Source organism: Haloferax larsenii (assembly GCF_024730625.1).
Classification (GTDB): domain Archaea; phylum Halobacteriota; class Halobacteria; order Halobacteriales; family Haloferacaceae; genus Haloferax; species Haloferax larsenii.
In genome coordinates this window covers 2106775-2125311 of record NZ_CP078063.1, presented here as the reverse complement: position 1 = coordinate 2125311, position 18537 = coordinate 2106775, and the positions used below count along the sequence as shown (strand labels likewise).

The following is an 18537-nucleotide window of genomic DNA, read 5'->3' as shown; positions in this document are numbered from 1 at the left end:
AGGGCGAGTTTCAGGGTTCGAGGACGAACCAGCCGGACGATACGTCGACGGTGTTGAGGTGCCACCGCTGCTTGGCTTCGGTCCCATCGACGGTTAGCTCGACGACAGCGTCGAAAAGCGGTTCCAGTGTTCTGTTGACCACGTCGTCTCGTTCGCCGGGGGACCACACGTGAATCATCCCCTTTCTCGAACGAACGTGCGTCGTCAGCACGTGCAAGAACCGAAAGACGTGCTCTTTGTCGTATTCTTCGAGCAGTGTTGGAAGGCAGTCGAATGCGACGCGAAGTTCGGCCGGGTCGAGGCCGTTTGCGAGTCTGTCGAATTCCGTGATGTCTGTCGTAATCTCGGCACCGAGTTGGCCCATCTCGCCAGTGACGCGCCGTTCACAGGAATCAGAGATTAGCGACGGTTCGTGCGGGGTGGCTGCGGCTGTCCCGCGAGCGAGTGCCGTATACCGAATCGTCCGGGTACACTCTGTAGAGCGTTCGATGGACGGGTCGAGACGATTCTCCACCGATGTCGTACTGTTCAACACGAGGAGACGGCGTCGCGACTCGTCGGGGGCCCCGAGCATCTGTTTCGAGGCCCTCGCGTACAGTTCAGTCGGGACGGAACCAACGACAAGAAGTGCACTTCCGCGTTGTTTGAGTGCTTCTAACCCGAGTTGGAACTCGGACTTCTTGTCGGCGATAGTCGTCTCCGTATTTCCTCCCGACGCCATTCATGTTGGTTGACGAAACCATATTTAATAATACTTTGCGTGTTGGTCTCTCGAACAATGGTGGCAACTAACACAATTCTTGCAGCGACCTCTGCACGCTAACATTGACCACGACCCGAGATAGTGTGACCGCTGAGTTCCCAGACCGATAGTACGACGAGAGTCTCGCGTTTTCCTTCGGGTACTGTCGCTTCTCCTGTGTCCGTCGCCTACGTCGTTTACGTCGCTTCCCGGACCGTCAACACCGGCACAGATGCTTGTCTGACGACACGTTCGGTCACGCTTCCGAGCAATACACGTTCGATACCCGTCCGTCCGTGGGTGGCCATCACGATGACGTCGATGTCGTGGTCGGTGGCGTACTCAAGTATCGTCTCGTGTGGCGACCCCCTCTCGACGACACCCACCGCGTCGATGTCGCGTTCGTGTGCTCGATTGACGATGCCATCGACGAGTTTCTGACCTTCATTTTCGAGTCCTGCGAGGACTTCGCCGCCAACGATGCCGCCCACGCCGTCGTGTTCGGTGTCTGCGACGAATAGCACGTGGACGGTCGCGTCGTACATCTCTGCGAAGCCGAACACGTGAGGAATCGCTTGCTCAGACGCAGGACTCCCATCGACTGGAAGCAGTATCTCGTCGTACATACCAGAACGTACGTGCCCGAAGAGTGTCAACCCTTCGCACACGGGGGATTATCGGATGCCGAAGCCGAGTTAGACTCTGTAACGGCGGCCTCGATGAGATATCTGTGACGTACGTCCCGACTATGTGCCTGTGACGTACGCCTCGATGCGGTTCATCGCCACGCGAAGTTCCTTCATGCTCGTCGCGTAGGAGACGCGGAGATGGCCCTCACCGCCGGAGCCGAAGACGCTCCCCGGCACGAGAGCGACGTTCTGCTCTTCGAGGAGACCTTCGGCGAACGCTTCGTCGTCGCCGTCGGGAACCTCGGGGAAGACGTAGAACGCGCCTTTCGCTTCGAAGCAGTCCATGCCCATCTCTTCGAACCGGGCGAGAACGAACCGGCGGCGGCGGTCGTACTCGCTTACCATCTCCTCGACGGCGTCGTCACAGGACCGCAACGCTTCGAGCGCGGCGTACTGCGCGGTCGTCGGAGCCGACAGCATCGCGTACTGGTGGACCTTGTTCATCGCGTCGATAGCCTCCGGCGGTCCCATGGCGTACCCGAGACGCAGGCCGGTCATCGCGTACGCCTTCGAAAAGCCGTTGAACACGATGGTTCGCTCGCGCATGCCCGGGTGGGTCGCGATGGAGGCGTGGTCGTCTTCGTACCGGAGGTCGGCGTAGATTTCGTCCGAGAGGACGATGAGGTCGTGCTCCCGGACGAACTCGGCGACGTCGGCCAGTTCGTCGTCGGTCATCACCGCGCCGGTCGGATTGTTCGGATAGCAGAGCACCAACACGTCGGCCTCGTCGGCACCGGCGGCTTCCAGCGCCTCGGGCGTCAGTTTGAACTCGTCTTCCGCGTGGGTCGGCACCGGAAGTGGCTCGCCACCGGCGAAGAGTGCCCCCGGCGTGTACGAGATGTACGACGGTTGTGGGATGGCGACGACGTCGCCCTGGTCGACGAACGCCCGGAAGGCGAGGTCGACCGCTTCGCTCGCGCCGGTCGTGACGATAATCTCGTCTTCGGGGTCGTACTCCTGTCCGTAGCGAGTGACGCGCTCCGAGATGGCTTCACGGAGTTCGCGCATCCCACGGTTGGACGTGTACGAGGTTTTGCCGCGTTCGAGCGAGTCGATGGCCGCAGTTCGGGCGGCCCACGGGGCCGAGAAGTCCGGTTCGCCGACACCGAGAGAGATGACGTCGTCTACTTCCTCGGCGAGTTCGAAGAACCGCCGGATTCCAGACGGTGGCACCTGTTCGACGCGCTCCGAGAGGTGGTCGCCGAACGTCATGGTGACACTGAGAGACGGTCGTCGTCGTCGCCGTCACCGAGTTCGATGCCCTCCTCCTTGTAGGAGTCCATCACGAAGTGCGTCACCGTCTTGGTGACTTCCGGGATGGGGGCGATGCGCTCGGAGACGAAGTTCGACACGTCGTGCATCGACTCGCCTTCGACCTCGATAAAGAAGTCGTAGTCGCCGGAGACGAGTCTGAGCGTGGCGACTTCGGGGAATCGCGCGATTCGGGTCGCAATCTCTTCGTATCCCGTCTCGCGGTCGAGTTCGACGTCGACTTCGACTTGCGCGCGGACGTGCTCGTCCGCGACGCGGTCCCAGTCCACGACGGCCTGGTAGCCCCGGACGACCCCGTCGGCTTCGAGTTCGTCGAGCGCTGCTGCCACTGCCTCGGCGTCTGCGCCCAGTTGTCGGGCAATGTCGTCTACACTCTCGCGAGCATCGCGACGCAGCAGGTCGAGCAGTGACCGCTTGTCCATGGCCACTCCGTTGCAGGCATCATTGAAATGGTTTACCCAAGCAAGCGGGCGAGTAGTGATAACTAATTGTCCCTTCCGAGAATGTTATATGTTGCCATAGTTGTGTCCACACCCCCCCGAGCGGCCTGCGGAAAACCTATCCATCTCCTGCGAGAAACGTTTCAACTATGGAGACAGAATTCGATTGGCTGACCCTCGACGAGGAGGAGGAAGTCCTCTGGGCGGACACACCGCATCCGTACAGTCTCGTCCCCGCGCTTATCGTGGGTGTGCCACTCTCGCTGGTTATCATCGGTATCCCGCTTCTCGTGGGGTCGTATCTCTCGTTCAAGAATACGAACTACGTCGTCACAACCGAGGCGCTCTACAAGAAGACGGGCGTCCTCTCTCGGAGCGTCCAGCGCATCGAATTCGACAAAGTCCAGGATACGTCCTACAGCCAGACGTTCTTCGGCGCGCAGTTCGGCTACGGAACCGTCGATATCAGCACCGCCGGCGGAAGCGGCGTGGAGATGAGTTTCCAGAACGTGGCCGAACCACAGTCGCTACAGAGTCTGGTCAACGAGCGACTCAAGCGCGGTCGGAGCGGCGACGCCGGCTCGAAGGGGAAAGAAGCCGTTCTCGACGACATCGTCACCGAACTCCGTGCAATTCGAGAAGCAATCGAAGGCGACGCCAGCCAGTCGGTCGAGGGCGACGCCAGCCACGCGATGGGCACCTCATCCGGTACGTCACCGACCGAAACGGGCGAGCACGATTTCGACCTGACGTCAGACTCGACATCCGACTCGACGTCTGATTCGGCACCCAACTCACCACCCGATTCGAACACGGGCCAGCCTGATTCGAACTCGGACCAGACCGGAAGCTCACCGGACCCACTGGAGCCGACCGAATTCGAGTTCGACGCGTCGGTGACTGACGACCGATGAGCGACATCGAGTGGCTCGGCGAGACGGACGAGGCCGTCGTTTGGGATGGCCGCCCGCGCATCCAGACAGTCATCCCCGCGGTCGTCGCCGCCGTGGTCATCCTCGCAGGCGCTGCCCTCGTCGCCGTGCAGGTGAACCAACCGCTCTTCGCTCTGGTCGGCGTCCTCGGAGTCGTCGCGCCGGTCTGGTCGTACCTCCGGGTGGTCAACACTCGCTACGTCGTCACCACTGAAGCCCTCTACAAGAAGACGGGCGTCCTCTCCCGGAACGTCCGGCGCGTCTCGCTCGACCGCATCCAAAACAGCATGCTGTCCCAGGACATCACCGGGTCGCTGTTTGGCTACGGCACTATCTCGGCCGAAGCGGCCGGCGGTGGCGCGATTCGCTTCCAGAAGGTCAACGACCCACACGAGGTCCGAGCCGAAATCGACCGACACCTCGACCGCGACGAGATTCCGGGGACGGTCGAACAGTGGACTGCCGTGCTCGAAGAAGTTCGGGCGCTCCGCGCGGCAGTCGAATAGTCTCCAGACCGCCCCTCTGACTGCTCGAACGCTGTTCAGACGGTTGGGAGCAAGATGGTCACGATGTTCCCCTGCGGTTCGTTTTCGTCGAACTCTAACATCCCGCCCGACTGCCGAACGATTAAATTGACCAGCCACAGCCCGAGTCCGCTCCCGTGGTACAGCGGTTCTATCTCCTCTTCTCGCGTCAGCACCTTCCGCTCCATCTCGGGGATTCGTGGACCGTCGTCGACGACACGAATCTCGACGACAGCGTCCCTGTGACTCACGAGGAGCGCCACGTTCGCCGCCGTCTGTCCCGAGTGGACGACCGCATTTTCGAGGAGTTCCTCGATGGCTTCTCCGATGGCCTGTGTCGCATCGACACGACAGTCGTCTGGTTGGTCGGCCGTGACGGTCGCATTGGGGTGTCGTTGTCGAACCCGAGAGACGACCGAGTCCACGACGGACCCGACGTCGATGACGTCGTCCGCCGGCGGGTCCGCGAGGAACGTCGTGATTCGACGCCACTTCTGTGCCGTATCGAGCAGTCGCCGACTCGTGTCGAGAATCGTCTGGGCGTTGCAGTCGGGACACTCCGCCGACGATTCGAGAATCATCTCGGCGGAGCCTTGAACGAGATTCAGGTCGTTCCGCAGGTTGTGTCGAAGGACGCGGTCGATGACTTTCATCTGCTGGAGTCGGTCCTCGCGTTCCGAGACGTCTCGAATGACGCCGACGAACCCGAGTGTCGTCCCGTCAGTGTCGTTGCGTCTGACGATAGTCATCTCGGCCGGGAACACCTGCCCGGAGCGCTTCTGGCACTGTGCCGTGACAGTGATGTGCTTGTCAGAGTTTTCCGCGAGTCGCTGACCGACCTCGCGGAACTCCGCCTCGCTCGCGTAGATGACTCGAACTGACACCCCGAGTACATCGTCGAGTTCGTACCCGAAGAGGTCGGTGAACGCGGGGTTGCCGTCGACGATTGTCCGGTCGGCGTCGGCGACGAGAATGGTGTCTCGGATGCTGTTAAAGAGTGATTGATACCGGCGCTTCCGTACTTGTATCTCTCGTTCGCGGGCTTTCCGGGTGGTGATGTCCATGACGACGCCGATAGCGCGTACTGGCTCGCCGGTGGAATCGTACTCTAGTTCCCCCCGTTCGCGGACCCACCTCGTCTCGCCGTCGACCACGATTCGGTGTTCGATATCGTATGGGTCGCCATCGAGGGCGGCGTTCCACTCCGCTTCGACCTCGCTTCGGTCGTCGGGATGGACTCGACTCAGAAACCGCTCGAACGTCATCGACGTGTTCTGAGGAACCCCGAAGATTCGATAGCAGTTCTTCGACCAGTGAAATGAATCTTCACGGAGGTCCAGGTGCCAACTCCCGATGTCGGCAATCTCCTGGGCTTGGTCGAAGTGTATCTGGCGCTCTTTGGGAGTGTCCATGACTAGTCGCCGCGTGGCTGCTTCGAAGTTCCGGACATCCAGCAGTAATACTTTTCGGGGGAATCATCTATTTTGATAACAGTCTGCGGCGGCGCGGGGCGTCGTCGCTGCCGTTTTTGTCGTTTCTAGGTCAAGTTTAGGACGGGCGTGCAGTAATGGCGCGCCCGCGGAAACGGTCGCTCGACGGAGGGCCGCTACCCAAGCCCGCCAACTGCTCGCTACTCAATCGTCCGCAGGGCTCGCTGACGGGTGCTCGGACTGCGGCGAGGCATCCCCAGCGAACCCGATACCAGCCACCACGAAGGCGAACAACACCAGTGGCGAGAGGTAGCCGAACAGGTAGTACGGTGCGTACGAGAGCGTCGCAACCCCGAGAACGCCGGACATGTACGCGCCACCAGCGTGCCACGGGAACAGCGCGCCGGTCGGCGTCCCGGCGGATTCGATTGCCTGCGAGAGGTCCGAGTTGTCGAGTCCGAACTCGTCGTAGGTGTTGCGGAGCGTCATGCCGGGGACGACGATGCTCATGTACTGTTGAGCGGTCAGCGCGTTGGTCAGGATTGCGGAGACACCGGTCGCAGCCACCAGCGACCCGGTGTTTTTCACGCCCTGTTCGAGGCGGTGGGCGAGGACGGCGAGGACGCCCGTCTGTTCGAGGAGGCCGCCGAGCGTCAGTGCTGCGACGACGATGGCGATTGTCCACGCGGACCCGGAGACACCGCCGGACGCGAGCAGGCTGTTGACGAGTTCAGAGCCCGTTTCCGGGGACGTTCCGCTCATGAAGACCTGCCACGCGTCGACGAAGGACGCGCCCTGCACGAGAATGCTCGTGAAGGCACCTGCGAACGCCCCCGCGAGAAGGACAGTCAGTGCGGGGAAACCGGCGGCGGCGAGGCCGAACGTGACGACGAGCGGGAGGAACGCGAGGAGCGTGATGTCGTAGGTGGATGCGAGCGCGGCTTGGATGTCGGCGATTTGGCCCGCGGGGATGGTACCGGAAACGCCCAGTCCGAGTACGGCAAACCCGGCGACAGAGAGGCCGAACGCGACGAGCGTCCCAGTCCGCATCGCGCGGATGTGGTCGTAGAGGTCGGTGTTGGTGACGGCCGCCGCGAGGTTCGTCGTGTCCGAGAGCGGCGACTGCTTGTCACCTGCGTACGCGCCGGTGAGGATAGCACCGGCAGTCATCGGTTCGGGAACGCCGAGTCCCGAGCCGATGCCGATGAAGGCGACGCCGAGTGTTCCGACCGCCGTCCACGACGACCCGATTGCGAACGTGGCGACACCGACGAGCAGGGCGGTCGCCGGGAGGAACACTTGCGGAGAAAGCAGGTCGAGTCCGTAGGCCATCAGCGTCGGAATCGTCCCCGCGGCGACCCACGTCGCGACGACGCCGTAGATAGTAAACAGGATGAGGAGTGCTTGCAGCCCCATCGAGAGACTGCGGTCGATACCGGCGTAGAGGTCGTCCCAGGAGTAGCCCCAGACGTATCGGCCGAGAAGCCCGACGAGCGCGATACTCCAGATGAGTGGGATGTGAGGGTCGAGCTTCAACAGCGCCGACCCGATGCCGAGGAACAAGACGAGCCCGACGACCGGGACGAGCGCCTGTGCAAAACTCGGGCGCGTCTCGGGTTCGAGGTCGTCGTACGACCGCGGCGTGTATCTGTCAGTTACCATCGTAGCTCAGAGAATTACCTTAGAGCATAAAATGTTGTCGTAATATGAATCAAGTGCATTGTTATGCATTGTCGTATTCTAATCTGACAACTAAATGCGTGTCAAGCATATTTGATTCCATAGGCGGAGTAAACTGTTCGGATTTCGGGAACGTGTCACTCAGAGGGAAAGCTCCTTCACAGAAGCGTGCCACGACTCCCGCATGGTCCTCGAAGAGTTCTTCTTATTTCCGCTGGGGCTGGTCGCCCTGCTCGGGGCTATACCCCTCGTCATCCTCTACTTCCTGCGGCCGGAGCCGGTTCGTCGCACGCTCCCGACGTTTCGGTTCCTCGCAGATTCGGCGGGGCGAAACGCATCGAATCCGATATTTGACAGACTTCTCCGAAGTGTTCTCTTGCTCGTGCAACTGTTGGCTATCGTGGCGCTGGTTGGCTCGCTCGCGACTCCGTACGTGCTCGTGCCGGAGTCGGAGACCGCCTCCGAGACAGTGCTCGTCGTCGACGCCAGCGCGAGTATGGGGGTCTCGGACGGCGGTGGAACGCGCTTTCAGCGGGCACTCGATGCCGCCCGCGACGAGGTGAGCGGCACGACGTCGGTGGTCGTCTCCGGACCGACCGATAGTGTCGCGCTCCGCCGCGGTAGCGCAACCGACGCACGGGCGACCCTCGACGGACTCTCCGTGACTGCCGCGTCGGGCGACCTCAGAGCGGCAATCACGACTGCCGCGGCAGTCGCCGGAAAAGACGCTCGAATCGTGGTCCTCAGCGACTTCGCGGACGACTCGCCGTGGCAGGATGCAGTCCGTGAGGCGCGCGCCCGAGACATCGTCGTCGAACTGCGTCAGTTCGCAGGCGGTGGCGACGCGAACGTTGGTATCGTCGACCGACGTTTCTCCGGGAAGAACGTCACGGTGACGGTGAAGAACTACGGCGACGCCGAGGTGACGCGAACGGTGTCGCTTTCGGGGACCTCCCGACAGGTCACACTCGGCGCGGGCGACGTGGGAACGGCCACGTTCCCGGTTCCGTCGGGTGGCGGCCAAGTCTCTCTCTCACCGGGTGACGACTTCTCGACCGACGACCAACTGGCAATCGCCGCGCCGACGGACGAGTCTATCGACGTGCTCGTCCTCACCAACGACGAGAACCGGTTCCTCACGGCCGCACTCTCTGTCATTCCCGAAGTGACGCTGACGGTCGATAACCCGCCGACGAGCGTCACCCCGGACTACGACGTCATCGTCTACAGCAACGTCAACAAAGAACGCATCCTCAGAGGGAACATCGACGCGGGACGTGAGGTCGTCGAAGACGGTGGGGGCGTCGCGATACAGGCCCAGTCGGAACTGCCTGACTACGGGAACTTACTCTTGGTCGAATCGGAGGGCATGAAAGCGAACCCGACTATCGGCACCGTCTCGGACCACGAACTCACTCGGGATATCACGTTCCCACCGCCGAACAAGTACCACGTCGGCCAGTTGCGAGAGGGGAGCGCACACGTCACGGCAGAAGATGGGTCGCCCCTCGTCGCCACCGCTGACCGAGGTGCAGGCCGGATTCTGTACTACGGCTTTATGCAAGACGACTCCGCGTTCAAATACAACTACCAGTACCCGGTCTTCTGGAAACGGGCGGTGTTCCACCTCGCCGGGCGGCCGACACTGGCCGAACTGAACCGACAGACCGGCGGGACACTCACAGTCGGACCGAACCAGTCGGTACAGACGCCGAGTGGGACCGCGACCGGTCCGGAGGTCCTACTCGACGAGTCCGGCTTCTACAGCGCGGGTGAGAACACGTACGCTGTCGGCCTGCTCAGCGAGTCTGAATCGGACGTCGCCGCCGAGTCGCTCGACGACCAAGAGCGGTCGTCGGCCGCTCCGACGCGGGTCGAAGAACGGCTGGTTCCCGACCCGCTGACCGAGTGGGCCGCGCTGGTCGCACTCGCAATCACGTTCGTCGAACTCGCGTACCTCCGAAAGCGGGGTGACCTCTGATGGCTGTGCTTCCGCTCCTCGCGTGGACGACAGAGATTGCTGGCCGCACGCTCGGCCTCGAACGGCCGCTGTTCCTGCTCGTGATTCCAGTGGCGGTCATCCTCGCCTGGGGCATCATCTTCAGGCGCACGGCGGGAACTGCGGGTGAACGGTCTCGCCGGTTGCTCCTCGCCTCGCGCATCCTCGTCATCGTCTTCCTCGTCGTCGCCGCGGCAGGACCGTACACTATCGAAACCAGACAGACCGAGGGCGAACCCCACGTGACGCTTCTGGTGGACGAATCCGACAGTATGGCCGTCTCACCCGACGTGGCGTCGGGGCTCGCCAGCCGAATCGAAGACGAAGGAGTCCCAGCGACTGTCTCGACGGTCGCACAGGGTGACGAATCCCCGCTCGGCAACGCGCTCGCGGCGAACACGCGGCCCGATGGCACTGTCGTCCTGCTATCGGATGGTCGCGTGACGAGCGGGCGCACCCTCGCCTCCGCGACCGAGTTGGCTCGGAGTATGAACGCGACGGTGAGTGCCGTCGCTCCCGAACCGGACTCTGCCGAGCAGTACGTCTCGCTCAACGGCCCGGCGAAGACGAGCGTCGGCGTCGAAAACGCCTTCCTCGCGCAGGTCGGCGGGGTCTCACCGGACGAGACCCAGAGCGTCGAACTCGTCGTCGAAGTCGACGGACAGGAGATTCGGCGTGAGACGGTCGCATCGCCCGGCTCGGTCGAGTTCACGCAGACGTTCGACACCGTCGGCACGTACCAACTGACCGCGCGCATCGACGCCGACGACCAGTTCGACACCAACGACGTCTTCCACAAGACGGTTCGCGTCGTCGAACCGCCGAAGGTGCTGTACGTCTCGCGGGGGTCGTACCCCTTCCGCGACTACCTCTCGGAGTTGTACGATTTAGAGGTCGCAGAGGAGGTTCCTGACGACCTCTCGCCGTACCACGCTGTCGTCTTGCAGGATATGCACGCCCGTGACGTCGGCAACGTCGACGCGCTCCAGCGATTCGTCATCGACGGCGGCGGACTACTCGTCGCAGGCGGTGCGAACTCCTTCGAGAACGGAGCCTACAAAGGGTCACAACTCGCGTCGACCCTCCCCGTCACGACCGGCGAGAGCACCGGCCAAAGTACGAATCTCGTCTTCGCAATCGACGTCTCCGGCAGCGCGGAGTCGGGAATGCGCGTCCAGAAGGCCGTCGCACTCGACGCGCTCGACCAACTCGGCGACGACAACAAGGTCGGCATCGTCGGGTTCAACTACCGCGCCTACGAGGTCGCTCCGCTTCGCCCGCTCGGTCCGAACCGTGAATCGACGGCCGACCTCATCCGTCGTCTCTCCTCGGGTGGGGCGACGGACATCGCCGTCGGACTCGATGGAGCGTCACAACTCCTCGACGACCAGCGCGGGACGATTATCCTCATCAGTGACGGTCACGACCGATTCGAAGATGCGTCGGTCATCGCGGAGCAACTCGGTCGCGAGGGCGTCCGCGTCGTGACTATCGGCACCGGACCGAACCCGAACGAACAGACCCTGCGCTCGATTGCGCAAGCCTCCGGTGGCAACTACTTGCGCGCCGACGAAACGAGCCGACTCAGAATCCTCTTCGGCGGCGCAAACAGGCAGTACGCGGGGAGCGGATTGACTATCGTCGACCAGAACGATTTCGTCACCTCCGGCGTGAAGCTGACCGCGAACCCCGGAAACACCAACGACGTCTCTATCCGAAGCGGTGCGAACTTCCTCGTCGCGTCGGACGACGGAACGCCCGCCGTGGCGTCGTGGCGGTACGGACTCGGGCGGGTTGCAACCATCACGACCTACGGGGCTGACGGCTCGCTCGATGGCCTGCTCAGCCGCCCCGACTCGCTGTTACTCACGAAGTCCACGAATTACGTCGTCGGCGACCCGGACCGGAAGGCCACCGGCGTCACCACCGTCGGTGACACTCGTGTCGGGACGCCCGTAACGGTCGTCTATCGCGGCGAGTCCCGACCGAGCGGCGGAAACCTCACGTTCTCGTCGGTCAACCCCGGCGTCTACCACGCGACTGCCACGCCGACCGAGCAAGGCTTCCACAGCGTGCTCGACACGTCGTTCGCTGCGAACTACCCAGCCGAGTACGCCGGGTTCGGGCTATCGCCACAGCTCAAAGCCGCCGTCTCCGACACCGGCGGGCAACTGTACTCGCCGAACCAGGCAGCCGAAATAGCCACGTCCGCTCGCGACAATGCATCCGGTGTGCGACCCGTACGCGACGACTGGGCGAGGGCGTTCGTCCTCGCAGCGTTCCTCCTCTACCTCGGCGAGGTGCTCCTCCGGCGAGTTCAAGTGTATCGGGGCCGAACGCGAAGTGAAGGTGGATTGATATGAGTTTCATCGGCCGGTCCCTGAACCTCAGTCTCGTTGCCCTCGTCGTCCTTCTGACGACCGGGACAGTCGGGGCAACGATGTATTATCAACACTCTGTCGACTCTCTCGACCAGCAGAACGACCAGCTTCGGGACCGAAACGAGGCGCTCGAATCGGAACTCTCGCAGACGCGCGAAAACCTCTCTGCAGTCAGGACAGACCTCAGAGAGTTAAACGAGAGTCTCTCTCGAACGCGGGGTGACGTCTCGCAGGTCTCGAAAGACCTCGAAGAGACCGAAGAACAGCTCGAATCGTCCAGACAAGAGCTGTCGACGACGGAAGAGGAACTCTTCGAGACCAAAGACGAACTCCTGCAAGCACGGGCTGAACTCCGTGACGCCCGCGGCAGTATCGAACAGCTTCAGGCGGATAAAAACAAGTTACAGAACCGCATCAACGACCTCGAAGCGGGCAACGAAGACCTCTCCGAGACGAACGAGAAACTCAACGAGCAAATCGACGACCTCGAAGTCGAAATCAACCAACTCGAAGACCAAATCGACGACCTCCAAGACGACCTCGACACCGCCTGTGCCGAAATCGAGGGTGACAAACCGGATGTGTGTACGTAATGCCATCTGACGACTCCACACCCGACGAAGCCGACAGCGCTCCCGCGAGTGACGAACACGCGTCTGCGTCTGACTCGTCGGCGGACGACCTCTCGACGCAGATGAACGGGGCCGTTCGGGCCGTCCGTCGGGAGGCGAAGAAAGCGGCCATCGTTCCGAGTGTCGCCGACGGTGCGGTCGCGGCGCTTCTGACTAACGTCGCGCTCCGAACCATCCGCATCTCGGCGCTTCCGACCGAACTCTCGCTCGCTCGCGTTCCCGGCATCGACTCCGCCGTCTCGATTCACCCTGCCGTTCCGATTGCCCTCCTCGTCGGCGTCCTCGTCGCGCTCGGCGAGTACGCGTTTCGGATGCGACGGCCACCGGTCGAGCAGTTCGAGTCGGTGAACCCAGAGGTGTCCGAGGCGCTCCGGACGGCACGGGACACGCTCGACGACGACAGCGACTCTCGAATGGTCGTCGCACTCTACGAAGACGTGCTTTCGCGGTTACGCTCGGCTTCTTCTGTGGAGTTGCTTCCGACTCGCCGCGTCGCTCTCACGGTGGTCGTCGTCATCGCGCTCTCGGCGGCGAGTATTCACGTCGCCATCGCCGACATCGAAGTGGCGGGAATCAACGGTGGGGACGGCCAACTCGCCGACAGCGACAGAGACGGGAGCTACCGCCAGAGCGAACTGGAAAACGGAAGTTCGATTCTTGGAGACCCCGAAGACGTCTCGGCGGGGTCCGACGAACTGAACGCGACGCTCGGCGGGACCGGTCAAGGAGACGACTCTCCGTCGTCGTCGGCGACAGCGTACGACTCGACGGGGTACAGTAGCGACGCCGACGTCGAGAGCCAGCGCGCGGGCTATCTCGCCGACGACACCCTCGACGATGCTGCACTGATTCGCGACTACACGCTCAAGATACGCGACCAAGACGATGAGTGACGAACAAGACTGGAATTGGGATACCCCCGACGACACCGACGTACAGACAGGAACCGACACGTCCGCGACCTCGGGCGTGGCGCTCTCGGAGATGAGTCTCGAAGACCTCCAATCGAGCGTCGCGGCCGTCAAATCAGAGGTCGGAAAGCGAATCATCGGCCAACACGAGGTCGTCGAGCGACTGCTCGTCTGTATCCTCTGTGACGGGAACGCACTGCTCGAATCGAACCCCGGACTCGGGAAGACGACGCTCGTCAGAGCACTGACCGAGGCGACGGACCTCCAGTTCTCTCGCATCCAGAACACGCCGGACTTGATGCCGTCTGACATCACCGGCACCGAGATTATCCGCGAGACGTCCGACGGCCGCGAGTTCGTCTTCGAACGCGGCCCCATCTTCGCGAACGTCGTCCTCGCCGACGAGATAAACCGGGCGACACCGAAGACGCAGGCCGCCCTGCTCGAAGCGATGCAGGAAAAGCAGGTCACTGCCGCGGGCGAAACGTACCAACTCCCGAAACCGTTCTTCGTCCTCGCGACGCAGAACCCTATCGACCAAGGCGGGACCTACCCGCTTCCGGAGGCGCAGACCGACCGCTTCCTGATGAAGATTCTCGTCACCTACCCGGAGTTCGACGAGGAGCGAACCATCGTCCAGCAGTACGCCGAAGGCGGGACTGTCCCCGAAATCGAACGCGTCCTCCCTCGGAAGCACTTGCTGGCGGCACAGCAACTCGTCCGGCAGGTCCCTATCGCCGACGACATCCGCGACAGAGCCATCGAACTGGTCAGAAAGACGCGCAACGACGACGCCATCGAGTTCGGAGCCAGTCCCCGCGCGAGCATGGCGCTCGTCCTCGCGGCCAAGGCGCGCGCGTTCATCCACGGCCGCACCCACGTCTCGTGGGAGGACGTGGCCGAGATGGCACCACCGGTCATCCGCCACCGCATCATCCTCGACTTCCGCGCCGAACGTGAGGGACTCACGCCCGACGACGCCATCCAGCGCCTGATCGAATGATAGACCCCGGCTTCCTCGACGAACTCGACCGGTTCGACACCTCGCTGAAGCGACTGTCGAACGCGCAACTCCAAGGCGAGCAGCAATCCCAAGACGTTGGCGAGGGGCTGACCTTCAGCGACCACCGCCGGTACGTCGCCGGCGACGACCCGCGTCTCATCGACTGGAAAGTCTACGCTCGCACCGAGGAACTGTTCATCAAGCGCTACGAGGCGGAGCGAAACCTGACCGTTCACGTCCTCCTCGACGCCACGGCCTCGATGGACTTCGGCGAGGGAGAGACGCACAAGTTCGAATATGCGGCGAAGCTCGGTCTCGGGTTCTGCCACCTCACGTCCGAAGAGAACAACGACTTCAGGTTCTCGCTCGTCGGGGACTCGGCGGAGCGAATCGACACCGGCGGGTCGAGCCGAGGGGAGATACTGCGTCTCGTCGACCACCTCAACGAGACAACCCCGTCAGGTGACGGCGACGTTCAGACGGCACTGGAATCGTACGCCGACACCATCCACTCGCGGTCGCTCGTCCTCGTCGTCACCGACGCGCTGTTCGACGTCGACGACGTGGCCGCGGGTCTCGCCGCGCTCGCCCGCAACGACGTGCTCGTCGCACAAGTGTTGACGCCGGAAGAACTCGGCCCCGAAGCCGCCGGCGACGCCGTCTTCGAAGACCCCGAATCCGACGAGACACAGCGCGTCTACTTCGGCGGGTCGGCCGCACAGCGGTACGACGAGCGCCTCCAGCGTCACATCGAGGACGTAGACGACCGATGCCGGTCGCTCGGCGTCGAACACGAACTTGTGAACACGGGGGCGGACTTCTTCGACACCTTCGCGAGCCTCTGGTTGGGGATGCAAGTCGGCCAGGAACGAGCGAGACGGTAAGACTCGGCGGTCGGTATCACCGCGGACGAGTCACTTTTTACTGCCGCAAGCGACCACTCTCCCGTGACAGAGACGCAGGGAAAGCGAGTCGTCGGCCTCGTCGCCGGGTCGCACGTCGTCAACCACGCCTATCTGGTCGCGCTCGCACCCGTCATCGGCACCGTCGCTGGCGAGTTCGACGTGAGCATCGCGGCCATCGGCCTCGCAATCGGCGTCCAGGGGGCCGTCGTGACGCTCCTGCAACTCCCCTTCGGCTACCTCTCGGACACCCGAAGCCGAACGCTCGTGTTCGCCATCTCGCTCGTGGTCGGGACGCTCGGTATCGTCGCCACCGCGCTCGCGCCCACGTACGAGTGGCTGCTCGTCTCTCAGGCGCTCCTCGGCGTCGGTATCGCGGGCCACCATCCCGCCCACTACCCGCTTCTCGCGGCGGCGACTGCGGAAGCGAATCGCGGCCGCGCCTACTCGATTCACGCGCTCGGCGGGTCAATCGGCTTTGCCGCACCCTACGCCATCGCCGCGGCCACCGACGCGGCCGGGTTGGAGTGGCGCTGGGTCATCGGTATCGTCGCCATTCTCGGCGGTGCATATGCGCTTGTTGCACTCCCAGTCGCTCGCACGCTTCGCCCCGAAGTCGCAAAGCCAGCGCCCGAAGACCGCCCCGACTCGCGGCCGACGCTGGCAGGCGTTCGGCAGGGTGCGCGTGGTCTCGTCTCCTCGTCGGGGCTGCTGGGACTCGCGCTCCTCTCGTTTCTGACCTCGGCGGCTGCGTGGTGTATTCGGACGTACTCACCGCAACTCCTCTCCGTAGCCTACCCACTCGACCCCGGGACGGCGAACCTCCTCGTCTCGGGCATGCTCGTGACTGGTGCGGGGACTATCTTACTCGGCGGCGCGCTCACGGACCGCATCGGTCCCGGAAACGTCGCACTCGGTGGCTACGCGGCCCTCGGAATTCTCGCCGCGGTGCTGGCGACCGGCGCGCTCCCGCTCGTCTTGCTCGTCCTCGTCTTACCCTTCAGCGGGACGATTAGCGTCTCGCGGCCCGCGCGCTCGACGCTCGCAGACCGGCTCTCGGAGCGTTCGGACCTCGGCAAGACGTTCGCCGTCGTGACAATCGGTATCTCTCTCGGCGGCGCGGTCGCACCGCCGGCGTTCGGCGCGCTCATCGACCTCGCGAGTGTTCGTGTCGCTTTCGGGGTCGTCGCGGTCCTCGGGTTCGTCTCGCTGGGACTGACGTGGTGGCTACTGGGCCGCGTGGATGGGTCGGCGCGTGACCCACACGTCGCGACGAGTGACTAATCGGCCACTGGTACCGCGATAGGCACCTAACCGGCGTTCTCACGAGGGCGCTCGCTGCGACTCATGAGGACGCCGATTGCGACGCCGAGGACGACCCCGATACCGGCCCCGAGCGTGTCGAACACGAAGAGACCGATGCCGCCGAAGACGATTGCGGGGACGAAGACCGCGACTGGCGAGACAGTTTCGGGCACGAACACCACTATTGTTTAACCACTGATAGTTTTTGACTTCTGAGTCCGTCGCAAGTTAACCTGAACGACACCGTTCGTTGAATTCTCTCTGGACGTTCGTGACAGCAACAATTCATTACTAAGTCGTCACCGGTCGTCTCTCAGCATGGGGGGAGTAGAGATGTCAGCAACGACCGAACAGGAGCAACAGAACCGAGAGACAGCGCTTCGGATTGCCGAAGAGTTGTGGAACAAAGGGAACTACGACATCGTCGACGAGATGTACGACCCGTTGGCCGAAACGCACGCCGTGACCGAGCCAGATGGGTTAGTCGGGACGCAGGACGTCAAGGACTGGGCGAAGAAGTACCACGACGCGTTCTCCGATTTCCACATCGAAGTCTTCGACGTGATTGCGAGAGACGAGTTCGTCTACGGCCGCTACCGACTCACGGGGACCCACGACGGAACGCTCGAAAGTCCGCAAGGAGACATTCCCGCGACGAACCGGAAAATCGACACCTGGGGGATGTTCGAAGTCCGCTTCGAGGGCGGCCTCGTCGTCGAGCAGTGGAACAGCGCAGACACGATGGACATGATGGAACAACTCGGCACGCTGTCCGGATAACCGAGTATCCGTCGTCGACTATTTTTGGAAAAGGGGAGTGACGGTCGCTTACCCGGACCACTCGCCGCCGACGTCGTCTGCGACGGCGTCGCGCCACATGCCGAATCCTTGTTGGCAGATTGGGCTCTCGTCGAGGTGGTCAATGAATCCTGCTCCTTCGCTCTCCAGTTGTGCGAGGCAAAACGGGCAGCGGGTCGGGTCGTCCCACGTGTGTGCGGTGACCGAGGGGGATACTTCCTGGGACATGTCTACCTATACACCACAATACTTGATAAACGTTTCCTACATCTCAAAATTCGCTCTACTAGTTCAAATTCTGAATGGTATTACTACGACCTAGTAAACTCTCACCACGACTCGACACAATTTGCTACAGCGTCACGCTCGTTTCGGCGAATCGTAACCCTATACCCCACGGAGACCCCGTACCCGAACGGTGATTATTCAGTGAACTATCTCTCGTGGGCTGTCATCGCACTCGGTGCGTACTCGCTCGTCGCACCGCTGATGAAGGTCGCGACGACCGGGCAAGGGAAGATTCCGAGCGACGTGGCCGCCCTCGTCGCGAACGGTATCCTCGTCACCGCCACGCTCGGCGTCATCGTCGTCTCCGGGCAGAACGTCTCCGACTCTATCGTCAGTTCGAAACTCCCCTACGTCGTCTTCGCCGGTATCTGTCTGGCGGTCGGTATCCTCTCGTACTACCGGGCGCTCGCGCTCGGTCCCGTGTCCATCGTCGCCCCTGTCTTCGGGATGTTCCTCGCCGTCTCCTCGGTCGTGGGTATCGTCGCACTCGGCGAACCCGTCACGGCGCGAAAAGTCGCAGGCATCGCGTTCGCCGTCATCGCCGTTTTTCTCGTCTCTGTCGAGTGATTCGGGCGGACACACCGTCGGGGGTGGGGCCAACGGCTTTAG

19 protein-coding genes are annotated in these 18537 nt (G+C 62.7%); 11 read left to right on the top strand and 8 right to left on the bottom strand.

Going from position 1 to position 18537, the window contains the following annotated elements; translation table 11 throughout:
• Positions 1-10 precede the first annotated feature (10 nt).
• From KU306_RS11070 to KU306_RS11055, 4 genes are all read right to left on the bottom strand, one after another.
• Positions 11-721, bottom strand: coding sequence for a DUF7504 family protein (locus tag KU306_RS11070; RefSeq protein ID WP_258301947.1), 711 nt, complete (start codon positions 719-721; stop codon positions 11-13).
• Between the two features lie 218 nt (positions 722-939).
• On the bottom strand, positions 940-1368 hold the full coding sequence (locus KU306_RS11065; RefSeq protein WP_007539706.1) for a universal stress protein: 429 nt from the start codon (positions 1366-1368) through the stop codon (positions 940-942).
• A 120-nt stretch (positions 1369-1488) separates the two neighbouring features.
• Positions 1489-2643, bottom strand: a complete 1155-nt coding sequence (locus tag KU306_RS11060) for a pyridoxal phosphate-dependent aminotransferase (RefSeq protein WP_007539705.1) — start codon at positions 2641-2643, stop codon at positions 1489-1491.
• Complete coding sequence (locus KU306_RS11055) at positions 2640-3125, bottom strand: Lrp/AsnC family transcriptional regulator (protein WP_007539703.1); 486 nt, start codon at positions 3123-3125, stop codon at positions 2640-2642. Before KU306_RS11055 ends, KU306_RS11060 begins: the two co-directional genes overlap by 4 nt.
• A gap of 167 nt (positions 3126-3292) precedes the next feature.
• Between KU306_RS11055 and KU306_RS11050 the strand changes: the two genes are divergently transcribed.
• Both KU306_RS11050 and KU306_RS11045 read left to right on the top strand, forming a co-directional pair.
• A complete protein-coding gene (locus KU306_RS11050; RefSeq protein WP_007539701.1) occupies positions 3293-4057 on the top strand; it encodes a PH domain-containing protein in 765 nt (254 codons plus the stop codon).
• Positions 4054-4581: a PH domain-containing protein gene (locus tag KU306_RS11045; RefSeq protein WP_007539699.1), complete on the top strand. Its 528-nt coding sequence runs from the start codon at positions 4054-4056 to the stop codon at positions 4579-4581. The genes KU306_RS11050 and KU306_RS11045 overlap by 4 nt, the downstream gene beginning before the upstream one ends.
• Before the next feature lie 35 nt (positions 4582-4616).
• Here the strand turns inward: KU306_RS11045 and KU306_RS11040 are convergent, their stop codons facing one another.
• Both KU306_RS11040 and arcD read right to left on the bottom strand, forming a co-directional pair.
• Positions 4617-6011 (bottom strand): sensor histidine kinase, encoded by a 1395-nt coding sequence (locus KU306_RS11040; RefSeq protein WP_258301946.1) that lies wholly within the window; start codon positions 6009-6011, stop codon positions 4617-4619.
• A gap of 222 nt (positions 6012-6233) precedes the next feature.
• Entirely contained in the window at positions 6234-7691 is a 1458-nt protein-coding gene (gene arcD, locus KU306_RS11035; RefSeq protein ID WP_258301945.1) for an arginine/ornithine antiporter ArcD, read from the bottom strand.
• 202 nt (positions 7692-7893) lie between these two features.
• Here arcD and KU306_RS11030 point away from each other — a divergent pair, with 202 nt between their 5' ends.
• The 7 genes from KU306_RS11030 to KU306_RS11000 all read left to right on the top strand — a co-directional run bounded on the left by KU306_RS11030 (position 7894) and on the right by KU306_RS11000 (position 16821).
• The gene (locus KU306_RS11030) at positions 7894-9690 is read left to right on the top strand and encodes a DUF7408 domain-containing protein (protein ID WP_258301944.1); all 1797 of its coding nucleotides are present in this window, start codon (positions 7894-7896) and stop codon (positions 9688-9690) included.
• The gene (locus tag KU306_RS11025) at positions 9690-12071 is read left to right on the top strand and encodes a VWA domain-containing protein (protein WP_258301943.1); all 2382 of its coding nucleotides are present in this window, start codon (positions 9690-9692) and stop codon (positions 12069-12071) included. The genes KU306_RS11030 and KU306_RS11025 overlap by 1 nt, the downstream gene beginning before the upstream one ends.
• Positions 12068-12682 carry a chromosome partition protein gene (locus KU306_RS11020; protein WP_007539689.1) on the top strand — a complete coding sequence of 205 codons (615 nt, stop codon included), beginning with the start codon at positions 12068-12070 and terminating at the stop codon, positions 12680-12682. Before KU306_RS11025 ends, KU306_RS11020 begins: the two co-directional genes overlap by 4 nt.
• Positions 12682-13614, top strand: a complete 933-nt coding sequence (locus KU306_RS11015; protein WP_258301942.1) for a DUF7502 family protein — start codon at positions 12682-12684, stop codon at positions 13612-13614. The genes KU306_RS11020 and KU306_RS11015 overlap by 1 nt, the downstream gene beginning before the upstream one ends.
• Positions 13607-14635 (top strand): AAA family ATPase, encoded by a 1029-nt coding sequence (locus KU306_RS11010; protein WP_425499524.1) that lies wholly within the window; start codon positions 13607-13609, stop codon positions 14633-14635. The genes KU306_RS11015 and KU306_RS11010 overlap by 8 nt, the downstream gene beginning before the upstream one ends.
• Complete coding sequence (locus tag KU306_RS11005; RefSeq protein WP_007539683.1) at positions 14632-15519, top strand: DUF58 domain-containing protein; 888 nt, start codon at positions 14632-14634, stop codon at positions 15517-15519. The genes KU306_RS11010 and KU306_RS11005 overlap by 4 nt, the downstream gene beginning before the upstream one ends.
• Before the next feature lie 63 nt (positions 15520-15582).
• Positions 15583-16821 carry an MFS transporter gene (locus tag KU306_RS11000; RefSeq protein WP_007539681.1) on the top strand — a complete coding sequence of 413 codons (1239 nt, stop codon included), beginning with the start codon at positions 15583-15585 and terminating at the stop codon, positions 16819-16821.
• 26 nt (positions 16822-16847) lie between these two features.
• On the opposite strand, the gene KU306_RS10995 is transcribed toward KU306_RS11000, so the two are convergent.
• Entirely contained in the window at positions 16848-17015 is a 168-nt protein-coding gene (locus tag KU306_RS10995) for a hypothetical protein (RefSeq protein ID WP_169317597.1), read from the bottom strand.
• Between the two features lie 160 nt (positions 17016-17175).
• On the opposite strand from KU306_RS10995, the gene KU306_RS10990 reads away from it, so the two are divergent.
• Entirely contained in the window at positions 17176-17622 is a 447-nt protein-coding gene (locus KU306_RS10990; protein ID WP_258301941.1) for an ester cyclase, read from the top strand.
• Positions 17623-17670: 48 nt separating this feature from the next.
• On the opposite strand, the gene KU306_RS10985 is transcribed toward KU306_RS10990, so the two are convergent.
• The gene (locus KU306_RS10985; protein ID WP_007539675.1) at positions 17671-17868 is read right to left on the bottom strand and encodes a DUF7501 family protein; all 198 of its coding nucleotides are present in this window, start codon (positions 17866-17868) and stop codon (positions 17671-17673) included.
• Between the two features lie 201 nt (positions 17869-18069).
• On the opposite strand from KU306_RS10985, the gene KU306_RS10980 reads away from it, so the two are divergent.
• Positions 18070-18495, top strand: a complete 426-nt coding sequence (locus KU306_RS10980) for an EamA family transporter (protein ID WP_258301940.1) — start codon at positions 18070-18072, stop codon at positions 18493-18495.
• Positions 18496-18537 lie beyond the last annotated feature (42 nt).